The sequence below is a fragment of the Streptomyces sp. NPDC056361 genome, assembly GCF_042262805.1.
Taxonomy (GTDB): Bacteria; Actinomycetota; Actinomycetes; order Streptomycetales; family Streptomycetaceae; genus Streptomyces.
Genome location: NZ_JBHJQI010000031.1, coordinates 28,253 through 42,249 on the forward strand (window position 1 = coordinate 28,253; position 13,997 = coordinate 42,249).

Genomic DNA, 13,997 nt, shown 5'->3' on the forward strand with positions numbered 1-13,997 from the left:
TGAAAGCGTTTTCTGTCGTGCGGGGTCCGAGGGGATCCGAGGGGTGACGGGGCTGGTTCGCCGTTTTGTTTTCTGGGATAACTATTGGGGGCTCCGCGGAGCCCCTCCGCCCCCTCCCCAAGGACCCGCATGAAGTTCACCGACGGCTTCTGGCTCATGCGCGAAGGCGTCCACGCCTCGTACGCCACCGAAGTCCGCGACCTGCGCACCGAAGCCGACCGCTTCACCGCCTACGCCTCCGTCAAGCGGGTCCTGACCCGCGGCGACACCCTGAACTCCGCCCTCCTGACCGTGGAGTGCCGCGCCCGCGCCGAAGGCGTCATCGGGGTCCGCGTCACCCACCACGCCGGAAAGGCCCGCCGGGGACCGGACTTCGCCCTCGCGGACGGCGGACCGGCCACCGGAGCGGTGCACGAGGACGGATCGGTCGTCGAACTCGCCTCCGGGCCGCTGCGGCTGCGCCTGGACCGCGCCGCGCCCTGGACGCTGAGCTTCACGGACGCCGACGGACGACTCCTCACCGAGGCGGGCCGCAAGGGCACCGCCTTCGTCACCACCCCCGACGGCGGCCACCACATGGCCGTCCAGCTCGCGCTCGGCGTCGGCGAGCAGATCTACGGCCTCGGCGAACGCTTCACCCCCTTCGTGAAGAACGGCCAGAGCGTCGACATCTGGCAGGCCGACGGCGGCACCAGCAGCGAACAGGCCTACAAGAACATCCCGTTCTACCTCTCCTCCCGCGGCTACGGCGTCTTCGTCGACCACCCGGGACGCGTCTCCTTCGAGGTCGGCTCCGAAGCCGTCGGCCAGGTCCAGTTCAGCGTCGAGGACCAGACTCTGGAGTACCTCGTCGTCGCCGGCCCCACCCCCAAGGACGTCCTCGCCCGCTACACCGCGCTGACCGGCCGCCCCGCCCTGCCGCCGCCCTGGTCCTTCGGCCTCTGGCTGACCACCTCGTTCACCACCCGCTACGACGAGGCGACCGTCACCTCGTTCGTCGACGGCATGGCCGAGCGCGGCATCCCGCTCTCCGTCTTCCACTTCGACTGCTTCTGGATGCGCGAGTACCAGTGGTCGGACTTCCGCTGGGACCCCGAGACCTTCCCCGACCCCGCCGGGATCATCACCCGCCTCAAGGAACGCGGCCTGCGCGTCGGCCTCTGGATCAACCCGTACATCGCCCAGAAGTCCGAACTCTTCGCCGAGGGCGCCGAGCGGGGCCTCCTCGTCCGCCGACCCGACGGCGACGTCTGGCAGTGGGACCTCTGGCAGCCCGGCATGGCCCTCGTCGACTTCACGAACCCCGAGGCCAGGACCTGGTTCCAGGACAAGCTGCGCCCCCTGCTCGCCCAGGGCGTCGACTGCTTCAAGACCGACTTCGGCGAGCGCGTACCGACCGACGTCGTCTGGCACGACGGCTCCGACCCCGCCCGCATGCACAACTACTACGCCCAGCTCTACAACCGGACCGTCTTCGAACTCCTGGAGAAGGAGCGCGGCACCGGCGAGGCCGTCCTCTTCGCCCGCTCCGCGACCGCCGGCGGCCAGCAGTTCCCCGTCCACTGGGGCGGCGACTGCTGGGCCTCCTTCGAGGCCATGGCCGAGTCGCTGCGCGGCGGCCTCTCCCTCTCCCTCAGCGGCTTCGGCTTCTGGAGCCACGACATCGGCGGCTTCGAGGGCACCCCCGACCCCGAGGTCTTCACCCGCTGGCTCGCCTTCGGCCTCCTCTCCTCCCACAGCCGCCTCCACGGCAGCGACTCCTACCGCGTCCCCTGGGAGTTCGGCGCCGCCGCCGTCGAGGTCGCCCGCCGCTTCACCCGGCTCAAGCACCGGCTGATGCCCTACCTGTACGGCGCCGCCGTCGAGGCCCACACCACCGGCGTCCCCGTCATGCGCCCCATGCTGCTCGAGTTCCCCGACGATCCCGCCTGCCGCACCCTGGACCGCCAGTACATGCTCGGCCCCGACCTCCTCGTCGCGCCGGTCATGCACCCCGGCGGCGCCGTCGAGGTGTACGTGCCCGCCGGCGAATGGACCCACCTCCTCACCGGCGAGACGGTCACCGGCCCCGCCTGGCGCCACGAGACCCACGACCTCCACAGCCTCCCGCTGTACGTCCGCCCCGGCGCCGTCCTCCCCCTCGCCGCCGACGACTCCCGCCCGGACGGCGACTGGCTCGACGGCCTCACCCTCCTGGTGGCCCCCGGCACCCCGCCCGGCACCACGACCACCGTCACCGTCCCCGACCACCGCGGCGCCCCTGCGGCGGTCTACCGGGTCACGCGGACCCCGAACGGCCCCCGCGTGGAAGTCACGGGCACCGACCTGCCGTACGAGGTACGGACCCTGGGGCCGGGAGACCTGGCCGAAGGCCCGGGCCGGTTCGTCCTGGACGACGGCACCGCATAGGCGGCCGGCCGCCGTGCGGTCATGGGGCCGGCCAGGTGGCGCCGTCGGCCCCGTCGGCCGAGAGTGGCCGACCGCCACGTCCCCGGCCCGTCCCGCCCGGCCACCCGACCCGCACACCCGGCCCGGGCCGCCCGTCCCGCCCGCTCGGGCACCCGAACCGACCAGGGCATCGACGTGGCCGGCTTCCGCGAAGCGGCACGGTTCTCCCCGCCCCGGGCCGCGCGGGGTGGTCGGTCGTGCGGGGCCGGCCCCGAGGGGATGCCCGACTGCTCCGAGTGGACTCCTCGACTGGTGGACGGCGCCTGCACGAGCTGAGGCTGGCGCTACGCGACGCCTGCCCCCGACCTGCGTCCGGTGGCGGAGCCACGCGGTGTCGTCCCGGCCGGGCCGGGGCCGGGAACGCAAGAGAGACGGGATCACATGACGGAACAAGACATCGGTCCGAGGGGCCCGCGGTCCGTGGGAGGGACGGGCGGGGCGGTACGGGACAGGGCGAGGCGCCGGTCCGCACGGCGACGCCCCAGAGGTGCGCGCACGAGGACGGCGGCGCTTGTCGCGGCCGGTCTCGCTGTCGTGGGCGCGGTCGGCTCCGCGCCGGGGAGCTCCCCGAAGCCACCGGGCGACGAGCACCGGCCGGGGCATTCGGCGCGGTTCGTGCCCGGTCCGTGCCCGAAGGCGCCGGAGCCGATTCCCGGGCGGTGCGGGTTCCTGGAAGTGCCTGAGAACCGCACGCGCAAGAAGACGCGGACGATCCGGACGGCCGTCGCGATCATTCCGGCCACCTCGGCGAAGCCGACCGGGGACCCGGTGGTGTTCATGGAAGGGGGGCCCGGTGGAGACGCGATCGGGGCCATCCCGTTCCTGATCGCCTCGCAGGTGAACAGGGACCGCGATCTGATCGTCATGACCCAGCGCGGCGCCCTCTATTCGCAGCCGAACCTCGCCTGCCCGGAGATGGACCGGTTCAACGCGACCGCCGTGGGCCTGCCCTACGACGCGCCGTCGACCGGACGAGGGCTGGTGCGCGCGGCGAAGGAGTGCCGGGACCGGCTGACGGCCGAGGGAATCGACCTCACCGCCTACAACACCACGGAGAACGCAGCGGACTTCGCCGACCTGCGCAAGGCCCTGGGCATCAAGAAGTGGAACGTCTACGGCTACTCCTACGGCACCGACCTGGGCCTCACCTACCTGCGCCGGCACCCCCACGGCATCCGCTCGCTGGCGATCGACTCGGTCGTGCCGCCGCAGACCGTGAGCCTGCCGTGGGCCTGGGACAGCGCCCAGGAGGGGATCAACGCGATCTTCGCGGCCTGTGAGGCTCAGCCCGCATGCGACGCCCGCTACCCGAACCTCTCCCGCACGCTCACGGAGCAGGTCCGGCGGCTGGAGGCGAACCCCCTGAGGCTGACCGTGCCGCCGCCCGGTGGCGGAACCCCGGTCAAGGTCGTCCTCGACGGGGGCGCACTGGTGAACCTGCTGGTCGCCAACGGCCGACTGGTCCCGTCCGCCGACGTCCCCGCGGCGCTCTACGAACTCGCCACCGGTAATCCGGAGCGCCTCGCCCAGGCCCAGGCCGCCGGCGCGACGCCCGCCATCGGCGAGTTCGCCCACGGGCTGACGCACTCGGTGGCCTGCGCCGAGTGGGAGCCGGGCTTCTCGAAGCGCGACGTGCTGAAGGCGGGCCGGCGGGCTTTCCCGGGCTGGCCGGACTCCGTGCTGGCGCACGCGCCGCAGCTGCCCTTCGAGCACGACCTGTGCCGCGCCTGGAACGTCCCGGACCGCACCGAGGTCCAGCGGATCGCGACCCACAGCGAAGTGCCCGCGCTCATCATCAGCGGGACCTTCGACGCGAAGACCGGCGCGAGCTGGGGGCCGTTCGCCGGCCGTACGCTGCCCCGCTCGACCGCCGTGGTGATCCCCGGGATCACCCACTGGGTGGTGCCCCAGGAGCCCTGCGCCGCGTCGGTCCTGGTCTCCTTCCTGGCTCGGCCGACTGCGCCCGACATCGGCTGCGTGGCGGGTGTCGTGCCCAAACCGTTCACCATCATCCCCTGATCCGGAGGACGCACGATGTCCCCTCGCCCGACCTCCCGCCGGTGCACCGCGCGACAGCTCCCGGCCGCGCTGGCCGGAGCCACGGCCGGCGCCCTCGTCGTCGGCCTCGCCGCGCTGCCCGCACACGCCGAGTCCGGCACCGACGGCCCGATCGGCACGGTCGCCCGCACAGTGGGCGACGCCCACTTCGAACCGGGCCCCTGCCCACGGACGGCGGACCCGATCCCCGATCTGGCGCGCGCCCGCTGCGGCACCCTCACCGTGCCCGAGAACCGCTCCCGGTCCGAGGGACCCAAGGGGCCCAGGGCCCACGAGGGACGCAGGATCACGCTGGGCGTGGCGATCATCCCGGCGGCCACGAAAAGACCCGTACCCGACCCGATCGTGTGGCTCGCCGGCGGACCCGGCGACGACGCGGTCTCCGAGATCCCGATGGCGCTCAAGGGCAACCTGAACCGCGACCGCGACGTGATCTTCATGTCCCAGCGGGGGACCTACTCGGCCGTTCCGGAGGTCACCTGCCCGAACATCGACGAGTTCAACGCGCGCGCCCTCGCCCTCGTCTCCAACGCGCCGTCCACCGGGCGCCTGCACGTCGATGCGACGAGGGAGTGCCGCGACCGGGTGGAGGGCCAAGGGGCCGACCGCAGTGCCTACAACGACATCGAGAGCTCGGCCGACTACGACGCCCTGCGCAAGACGCTGCACGTGAAGAAGTGGAACGTCTTCGGCATCTCGTACGGCACCCACCTGGCGCTCAACTACATGCGCCTGCACCCGAAGGGCATCCGGTCCGTCGGCATCGACGGCGTCCTGCCGCCCTCCCTGGGCGGCGGGGCGGTGACCTGGAAGGCCGCACGAGAGGGGTTCGACGGGCTCTTCAAGGCCTGCGCGGACCAGCCCGCCTGCAACACCCGCTACCCGAACCTGAAGGCCACCTTCCTCCGCCTCGTCAGCGAGCTGGAAGCCCACCCGATCACCACCACCGTCACCGTCCCGGGCCGCCCCGAGCCGGTGAAGGTCGTGCTGGACGGGGCGAACCTGGTCACCTGGCTGACCTCCGCCACCCACGTGGCGGCCGGGGTGCCCCGCTCCCTCGACGAACTGGCCCACGGCAACCCGCAGCGGATCGCCGAGCAGATCGCCGGCGGCAAGTACAGCCCGGAGGCCATGGGAAGGGTCGCCCACGGGCTCGTCTACGGCATCTTCTGCAGCCAGTGGACACCGTACGAGAGCCGGGCCGACATCGTCCGGGGCGGGCGCAGCGCGTTCCCGTCGTTCCCCCGCTCCATGCTGGCCAACGCCCCGCAGCTCGCCTGGCTGCACGCCGACTGCCGTGCCTGGGACGTCCCCGCGGCACCGCCCTGGATCCGGGACGTGACCCGCAGCGACATCCCGACCCTCACCCTGAACGGCGGGTTCGACGCCCAGACCGCGCCCAGCAACGGGGCGTACGTGGCCCGTACGCTGAGCCGCTCCACCAACGTCACGATCCCCTACGTGGCCCACGTCGTCTTCGCCGACTCCCGCTGCGCGCAGACCATCACCACCTCGTTCTTCGCCAAGCCGACCGCACCGGACACCCGGTGCCTCGCGGGTCTCCAGCCACCCGAGTTCGAGATCGCGCCGTAGTCACTACCGACCGCACAGGCAGGCCGGCACCCGCACCGCGGGAGCCGGCCTGCCTGTCCGTCGGATGCCCGGCGGCAAGGGGCGGCCGGATGACGCTTCAGGCGAGGTCTCATGAAGGTCGCAGGGACCGAGGCACGTCGTCCGACCGGAGGGCCGTGCGAACTCCGTTGACCACCACGGTCAGGCACAGGGCGATGGCGGTCTCGGCCCACAGGAAGGCGAGCCAGTCCAGCGCGCAGCCGATCGGGGGCGAGCCGGGCGCGGTGTTGCGGAACGCCGCGAGGGCGTCGAAACCGCGCGCTCCGACCTAACCGTCATCGAAGTGCGGCCGGCTCCACCCTGGCTTGTCCGTGGCTGCGACGCACTCCGTGCCGAGGAGCAGCTCCATCACGGCCTCATCGGCCGACGACGTCAGCCACGGTTCACGCCCGAGCGCGTCGTCTGCCGATCGCCTTCTAGGACACGACCTGACCACCTGTTCTTCGGCGACCGGGTCGGGCGCGTGCGGGACCCGCTGGGCAACCTGTACTGGATCCAGACCCGCGTGGGGGACCTGAGCTCGCAGGAGCGGGAACACCGCCTCGGCGAGCCGGAGTTCACCAAGGCGATGGAGTACGTCCAAAGCGCCGACTTCTTCCCCGGCCGAGACTCCGGTCTCGGCTGAGCAGCCACCGTGCTGCCTGCTGTCCCGGGGTGAGCAGGGGGTGCCCGAGATCGTCGTGTGACGAACGAGAACCGCTGACCGCACCGTTCGCGAAGATCGACGATGGGCGGGCGTCGAACTCCCCTACCCGGTCGGGACACTGGGACCCAGCGGCGTCCGGGACGGGAACTGATCCACGACATGGCCGAGATACGGCGACGAGACACGGAGGGCCGACGTTACGATCCTCAAGCCCGCCGGTGCGCTGCCGTGGGGCGGCTGCGGCGGTACCTGCGCGGACCCGGACGGCGACGTCCGGAGTCTCGGCTGCGGCGCCCCCGGGATCCGGCCGTTCGGAGCGGCCGTCGGAGCCGGGCGGGAGCGATCCGCGGCGAACCGGCCGACCAACAGGAGGAAGACCATGAAGTTTCTGTCCCACGTCGAGCCGCCGGAGCGGATGCGGGGCCTGGAAGTTCCGCCCGAGGTGGTGGCCGCGCTCGGCGGAGGCGCGCGCCCGCCGGTGACGATCACGGTCAACGGCCATTCCTGGAAGAGCCGGGTCGCCATCATGCGAGGCCGCCACCTGCTCGGCCTCAGCAAGGCCAACCGCGAGGCCGCGGGTGTCGAGACCGGCGAGGAGGTCGAGGTCGAGCTGGAGCTCGACACCGAGCCGCGCGTCGTCGTCGAGCCGCCGGACTTCGCCGCGGCCCTGGACGAAGACCCCTTCATTCGCGCCGCATACGACAGTCTCTCCCACACCCGCAAGCGCCAGCACGTGCTCGCCATCGAGAGCGCGAAGGGGGCCGACACGCGCCGACGGCGCATCGAGAAGGCCGTCGACACCCTCCGCGGCTGAGAAGGAGAAGCGAGGCGCACCCGACGTCCATGCAGCGCGCGGTCACGGTGAGCCAGGGCTCCGACCCGGGGGCCCGGCCGTGCCGTAGACCGGCGTGAGGGTCACGGCTGACGCCGTCACGGCCGCTCCCGGCCGTTCACGCCGGGGCGGCTATCCGCCGGCGAGGTCGATCACCGAGACGGTGCCGTCGCCCCTGTTGGCGACATAGAGGCGATTGCTGTGGGGCTCGACGACCAGGCCCTCCGGCTGGGATCCGACCGGAATCGCCGCACTCGTACTGCTCGACTCCGCGTCGATCACCCTCACCGCGCCGTCGGACAGGCTCACGTACGCGTTCCCCTTCGTGTCGACGGCCACGGCGACCGGATGCGAAGCGACGTCGACGTCGTGGACCGCGCCGGTCGTCATGTTGATGATCGACACCGTCGTGAAGCCGGAGTTGGCGACGTAGGCACGACGCTTCTGGGCGTCGATCGCGATACCGGTGGGTCGGTGGCCCACGGAAAACGTCGCCGTGACCTCGTGGGCCACGGGATCGACCACCGACACCGTGTCGAGATCCGGTTGCGTCACGTACGCGACGTGCTTCACGGTATCGATCGCGATGCCCAGGGGGCCCGGGACTTCCATGGCGAAAGGCCAGACGAGGGGAGGGTTGGCACTGGTGTGGATCGTCGACATCCTGTGGCCCACGTGTTGGGTCACGTAGGCGCGGCCCGGAATGTGATCGACGGCCACCCTCACCGTGCCGGGCGGCGGCCCGGAGGGGCCGCCCAGGTCGAGGGTCGCGAGGGGATGGTTGAACCTGTCGATCACGGACACGGTGCTGCCGACGGCATTGGCCACGAAGACGCCGAACTGCGGATCGGTCGCCACGCTCACCGGCCCGAACCCGACCCCGATGGTGGTGGTCACGGTATTGGTCGTCGATGTGACCACCGACACCGTGCCGCTTGCGCTGTTCGTGACGAACACCTGGTTGTGGACGTCCACCGCCACGCCGACCGGGCCGACCCCCACGGGAATGGTGGCCCCGACGTGCAGGATTTCGGTGTGGAATGTTTCACTCATGGCTCGACTTACGGCTCGACTTGTCGCGACGGTCAGCCCCGGTGGTGCCGCACTGGTGCGGACCCCTCGCGAGGGGGAGGGGCGGTGCAGGACTGAAGGCGGCGGCGACTCGGCGGTCATCAGCACGGCAACACCCACGACAAGGGGGTTGTCTCCAGCGCCCCATGACACTCGCCCACTCCCTTCCAGTACACACCCCCTCTGCGAGCCGCGCATTCCGTGTGGAAGGACCTGCGCCGGGCGTCGCAGGTGGACGCCTTCGCCGTCAGCCCCGGAAGTCCAGGCGGGCGAGTCGCACCGACCCGTGGAGCATGACGCGAAGGTCCGTGACGTCCTGGGCGTCCAAGGGCGCGTTCAGGGTGCGGTACGCGTACGGGCCGCCGGTGTCCGGCACTTCGACGCGGACCGGGCGGCCGGAGGGGAGCGACACCTCGATCGTGCCTTCGCCCGCGGCGGTGACGGCCACCTCGGTGATGCCGTCGGCGAAGTCGCAGGAGTGGTAGACGAGGGTGCCGGGCTCGTCCGGTGAGGACGGGGTCACCGCGTCGCCCGAGGTTGTGGTGCGGTCGACGATCACCGTGCCGGACTGGTCGTCGTAGTCGGCGGCGGCGAGGCCGCCGGTGACGACCGGGCGAGGGCTCGGGGCCGTGCCGGCGACCTCGACGCCGACGGTGCGGCGGATGTCCGTGCTGGAGGCGCCCGCCTGGATCTCGTACGCGCCGGACTCGACGACCCAGCGCCCGTGGGCCACGTCCCAGTGGCCGAGGGCGGTCACGGGCACCTCGAAGGAGAGGGCGGCGGAGGCGCCGGGGGCGAGGTGGGTGCGCCGGTGGGAGACGAGTTCGCGGTGGGGGCGGGGGACGGAAGGGGTGACGGCGCGGGCGTAGATCTGGACGACCTCGTCGGAGGCGACGGGGCCGGTGTTGGTGACGATGCAGGAGATGCGGACGGTCTCCCCGTCGTCGTCGACGGCGGCGGTCAGGTCCGCGTACGCGAAGGTCGTGTACGAGAGGCCGTGGCCGAAGGGGAAGAGGGGCGTGCCGTCGAAGTAGAGGTAGGTCTGGCGGCTGCCGATCACGTCGTAGTCGAGCATGTCGGGCAGGTCGTCGTCGGAGGCGTACCAGGTCTGGGGGAGACGGCCGGCCGGTGAGAGGTCGCCGGCCAGGACGCGGGCGAGGGCCGTGCCGGCCGCTTGGCCGCCGTGGGCGGTCCAGAGGAGGGCCGGCAGGGCCGCGGCGGCCCCGGGGACCGCGTACGGGTAGGCGGAGACGAGGACGAGGACCGTCCGCGGGTTGGCGGCGTGAGCGGCGCGCCACAGGCGGTCCTGGTGGGCGGGGAGGGCGAGGGTCGTGCGGTCCTCGGTCTCGCGGCCGTTGATGTGGGGGTCGTTGCCGGCGACGACGATCACGACGTCGGCCGCGGCGGCGGTGCGGGCGACCGCGTCCTCGCCGCGTTCGACGGTCTCGACGGTGAACGTCTCGGCGGATGCGCGATCGGCGGCAACCTTCACGCCCGCGGTGGCGACAGAGACGTAGCCCCCCGTCCCGAGGTGCACAAGGAGGTGCCCGTCCCCATGGGCTTCGAGCCGGAACGTCTCCTGGACGACCCAGCCGCCGGGTTCGTCCGCCGACGCGCGGACGAGGCCGTCGTCGGCGACCGAGAGGTACCGGCCGTCGGGCGCGCGCAGGGTCAGGACTCCGCCGCCCCAGTCGATCAGGGCCAGTTCGGAGCCCTCCGGGTCGGTGGTCAGCGGGGGGAGGTCGGTGCGGCCGGCGACCAGCGCCGGGTCGAGGGCGCCGGCGGAGCCGCGTACGGGCTCCGCGTCCCGGGCGTCGGGGACCCGCAGCCGGGCGCCGGACGCGGTACGGAGACGGATGCGGTCCACGCCCTCGGCGAAGTCCACGCGGTCGGCGTCGAAGCGCTCCCGCAGACCGTCCAGCGGGGACGAGCGGTGGAGCAGGCCGCCGCTGTACCAGTCCGACTTGCAGGCGTCGCCGAGGAGTCCGACCACCGCGATGCGGAGGCTCCCGTCGTCCGCGAGCGGCAGCAGCGGACCGACGCCGGCGGAGGTGTTCACGCGGGTCGCGCCGTCGGCGTCATCCGTTCCACTGGTTCCACCCGCGCCGTCCGTCTCACTCTCCCGACCCGCCCCACCCGCGTCATCCGTTCCACTCACCCCACCGGTGCCACCGGCGCCGTCCGCACCGCGGACAGTCGCGGATACCGCCGGCTCGTTCTTGAGCAGCACCACCGCCGCCTCCGCCGCCTCGCGGGCCAACTCGCGGTGTTCGGGGGTGTCGAAGCGGTCCTCGGCGGCGTACGGGCCGGAGTCGGGGTCGAACTCGCCGAGCAGGCACCGCACGGTCAACTGCCGCCGCACCGCCCGGTCCACGTCCTCGTGGTCGATGAGCCCGCGCTCCAGGGCTCCGCGCAGCCGGCCCAGGACGATCGAGGCGTCCGTTCCGTGGTCGGTGAAGGAGTCGACGCCGGCGCGGAGCGCTGCGGCGACGGCCTCTTCGTGGGTGGCGAAGTAGCCCTGCGAGTCGGCCAGGTTGGAGGGGGCGCCCGCGTCGGAGCACACGAGCAGCTCCTGGTCCGTCCAGCCGCGCAGCTCCGTCTCCAGGTGGGGAGAGAGGTGGTTCGGGCGGCCGTTGACCAGGTTGTACGCGGGCATCACCCCGGCGACCGCGCCGGCCTCCACGGCGCCCCGGAAGGACCGCAGGTCGTACTCGTGCAGCACGCGCGGCCGGACGGAGGCCGACGAGGTGTCGCGCGCCGCCTCGTTGTTGTGCGCCAGCCAGTGCTTGAGGACGGGGGCGGTGCGCCAGTGGAGCGGGTGGTCGCCGCGCAGCCCCAGGGTGAACGCGGTGGCGATGGCGGACGTCAGGACCGGGTCCTCGGAGTACCCCTCCTCGCCGCGCCCCCAGAGCGGGTTGCGCAGCAGGTTCACGGTCGGCGCCCACACGTTGAGGCCGACCCGGTCGTCCTTGGCGCGCATGGCCCGCGCCTCGCGGGACACCGCCTCGCCGACCCGGTGCACGAGGTCCGGGTGCCAGGTCGCGCCGAGGCCGACGGCCTGCGGGAAGACGGTCGCCGGTCCCATCCAGGCGACGCCGTGCAGGGCCTCCTGGCCGGTGCGGAAGGCGGCGAGGCCGAGGCGCTCGACGCCGGGCGTGAACTGGTGGAGGAGAGCGAGGCGTTCGTCGGCGGTGAGGCGGTGGAGGAGGTCGTCGACGCGCCGGGTGACGGGGAGCGCGGGGTCGCGGAAGGGCGGCCGGTCTGCGGTCACGGGTGGGTCCCTTGGCAGAGGAGGGGAGGGAGGAGGTTTTCGAAGCGCTTCGATGCTCCGGGTGCGGGGAGGAGGTGTCAAGGCGTGGTGGCGGGCCACTTCCCTTGCGGAAAAGGGGTCTTGGCGTGCCGGGGAAGTGGCCGGAACGTCGAGAATCTCGGAAACGACTCTTGCCGCGCCTGTGACGTTCACTTAACCTCGCAGCCATATCGAAGCGCTTCGACTCGATGGTCGACGGCGCCGGGGATCACGCCCCGCCAGATCCATCTCCACCACCGCAGCCGGGCGGCGACCCACTCGGTCGCCGTATGCCCTGGCGCGTGCCATGAAGGGTTGACGCAATGACGCCGAACGCCGTCTCCACGGGCTCCCGGAGATCCGCCCCGAGTCGGAGGACGTTCCTGTCGGCCACCGCCGTGGCCGCCGCGGTCGCCGGCGGCGCACCGCTGCTCTCGGCCTGCGGCGGGGGCGGGGACACGGGGAAGAAGGACGGCACCACCACGGGCAAAGACGCGGCGAGGATCCTGCCCGCGTTCGTCGCCGGCACCGTCGTCGCCCCCGACATCGCACCGAGGAACGGCTCCGCCGCCGGCTTCACCCGCGCCATTCCGAGCGCGGAGCTCAAGGCCTCCGTGCCCGCGAAGAGGGGCAAGGGCACCGCCCTCACGGTCATGGCGCCGCTCTGGGGCACCCCGCCCGCCCCCGGCAACCCGTACTACAAGGCCATGAACGAGGCCATCGGCACCGACGTGACCTGGCAGAACCAGGACGGGAACGTCTACGACCAGAAGCTCGGCGCCGTCCTCGCCTCCAGCGAGATCCCCGACGTGGTCGTCATTCCCGGGTGGAACCTCGGCGGCAGGATACCCACCGCGATCGACGCCAAGTTCGAGGACCTCGGCCCGTACCTCTCCGGCGACAAGGTCAAGGCGTACCCGAACCTCGCGGCGATCCCCACCGACGCCTGGCAGCGGTCGATCTTCGGGGGCAAGCTCCGCGGCCTGCCGATGCCGGCCTCGTACGTCACCAACATCGCGCCCTTCTACCGCAAGGACGTCTTCGAGGCGAAGGGCTGGCAACTCCCCGAGAGCGCGGACGAGTTCCTCGCCCTGGCCAAGGAGATCACCAGCGCCAAGGCGAAGGTGTGGGCCTGCGGGGACATGACGTGGACCGCGTACAACATGTTCGGCGTGCTCTCCGGCAGCGACAAGGCGCTCGGCTGGCACCTCGTCGACGGCAAGCTGATCAACCGCATCGAGACGCCGGAGTACCTCGAAGCCCTGGAGTGGACCCGCAAGCTCTTCGACGCCGGGGTCGTGCACCCCGACGACAAGGCACAGAACCAGGGGGACACCGGCAACCGCTTCACCGCCGGCCAGGTCCTGATCTACAACAACGACCTCTCCCACTGGTACGCCAAGACGTCCGAACAGGCCTCCCAGAACCCGTCGTTCGCGATGGGCGCGATGGACATCCCCGGCCACGCCGGCGGCGCGCCGAAGCTGTGGGCCACCAACCCCGCCAACATCTGGGCCTTCGTCCGCAAGGGCAGCTCCAAGGCGGTCATCGAGGACGTCCTCGCCGTCGCCGACTTCACCGCCGCCCCCTACGGCACCAAGGAGCGGATGCTCACCGACTACGGCGTCGAGGGCGTCCACCACACCGTCGAGGACGGCCTGCCCGTCAAGAACGACGCGGGCAACCTGGAGGTCAGCAGCTCCTGGATGTTCGTCGCCAGCCCCGCCCCGTACATCGCCCACCCCGACACCCCCGAGGTCACGAAGGCCATGGTCGAGTGGCAGCAGCGGATGGGCGCCGTCACGAGCAAGTCGTCCTTCTACGGCATGACGATCACCGAGCCGTCCCAGTGGACCGGCCTCATGAACGACTTCGAGCAGCTGGAGAAGGACGTCGTCCGCGGCCGCAAGAAGGTCTCCGACATGCAGCAGGCGGTCTCCGAGTGGAAGAGCAAGGGCGGCGACCGGCTGCGCGACTGGTACCGGAAGCTCCTCGACACCACCGGCTCCGCGGCGAGCTGA

General features: G+C 72.0%; 9 protein-coding genes. 6 read left to right on the forward strand and 3 right to left on the reverse strand.

What is annotated here, in order from left to right:
* Positions 1 to 129: 129 nt before the first annotated feature.
* From yicI to ACFCY7_RS13000, 3 genes are all read left to right on the forward strand, one after another.
* Positions 130 to 2,409, forward strand: coding sequence for an alpha-xylosidase (gene yicI, locus ACFCY7_RS12990; RefSeq protein WP_376483966.1), 2,280 nt, complete (start codon positions 130 to 132; stop codon positions 2,407 to 2,409).
* Between the two features lie 714 nt (positions 2,410 to 3,123).
* Positions 3,124 to 4,467: an alpha/beta hydrolase gene (locus ACFCY7_RS12995; protein ID WP_376483968.1), complete on the forward strand. Its 1,344-nt coding sequence runs from the start codon at positions 3,124 to 3,126 to the stop codon at positions 4,465 to 4,467.
* Between the two features lie 15 nt (positions 4,468 to 4,482).
* The gene (locus tag ACFCY7_RS13000) at positions 4,483 to 6,099 is read left to right on the forward strand and encodes an alpha/beta fold hydrolase (RefSeq protein WP_376483970.1); all 1,617 of its coding nucleotides are present in this window, start codon (positions 4,483 to 4,485) and stop codon (positions 6,097 to 6,099) included.
* Positions 6,100 to 6,208: 109 nt separating this feature from the next.
* Here the strand turns inward: ACFCY7_RS13000 and ACFCY7_RS13005 are convergent, their stop codons facing one another.
* Positions 6,209 to 6,343: a hypothetical protein gene (locus tag ACFCY7_RS13005; protein ID WP_376484024.1), complete on the reverse strand. Its 135-nt coding sequence runs from the start codon at positions 6,341 to 6,343 to the stop codon at positions 6,209 to 6,211.
* Between the two features lie 258 nt (positions 6,344 to 6,601).
* Between ACFCY7_RS13005 and ACFCY7_RS13010 the strand changes: the two genes are divergently transcribed.
* Together ACFCY7_RS13010 and ACFCY7_RS13015 are read left to right on the forward strand one after the other, a co-directional pair.
* Positions 6,602 to 6,763: a hypothetical protein gene (locus ACFCY7_RS13010; protein WP_376483971.1), complete on the forward strand. Its 162-nt coding sequence runs from the start codon at positions 6,602 to 6,604 to the stop codon at positions 6,761 to 6,763.
* 400 nt (positions 6,764 to 7,163) lie between these two features.
* Positions 7,164 to 7,598 carry a YdeI/OmpD-associated family protein gene (locus ACFCY7_RS13015; RefSeq protein WP_376483973.1) on the forward strand — a complete coding sequence of 145 codons (435 nt, stop codon included), beginning with the start codon at positions 7,164 to 7,166 and terminating at the stop codon, positions 7,596 to 7,598.
* 150 nt (positions 7,599 to 7,748) lie between these two features.
* Here the strand turns inward: ACFCY7_RS13015 and ACFCY7_RS13020 are convergent, their stop codons facing one another.
* Both ACFCY7_RS13020 and ACFCY7_RS13025 read right to left on the reverse strand, forming a co-directional pair.
* Positions 7,749 to 8,669: a YncE family protein gene (locus ACFCY7_RS13020; RefSeq protein WP_376483975.1), complete on the reverse strand. Its 921-nt coding sequence runs from the start codon at positions 8,667 to 8,669 to the stop codon at positions 7,749 to 7,751.
* 265 nt (positions 8,670 to 8,934) lie between these two features.
* Positions 8,935 to 11,958, reverse strand: coding sequence for a glycoside hydrolase family 3 C-terminal domain-containing protein (locus ACFCY7_RS13025; RefSeq protein ID WP_376483977.1), 3,024 nt, complete (start codon positions 11,956 to 11,958; stop codon positions 8,935 to 8,937).
* 341 nt (positions 11,959 to 12,299) lie between these two features.
* Between ACFCY7_RS13025 and ACFCY7_RS13030 the strand changes: the two genes are divergently transcribed.
* Entirely contained in the window at positions 12,300 to 13,997 is a 1,698-nt protein-coding gene (locus ACFCY7_RS13030; RefSeq protein ID WP_376483978.1) for an extracellular solute-binding protein, read from the forward strand.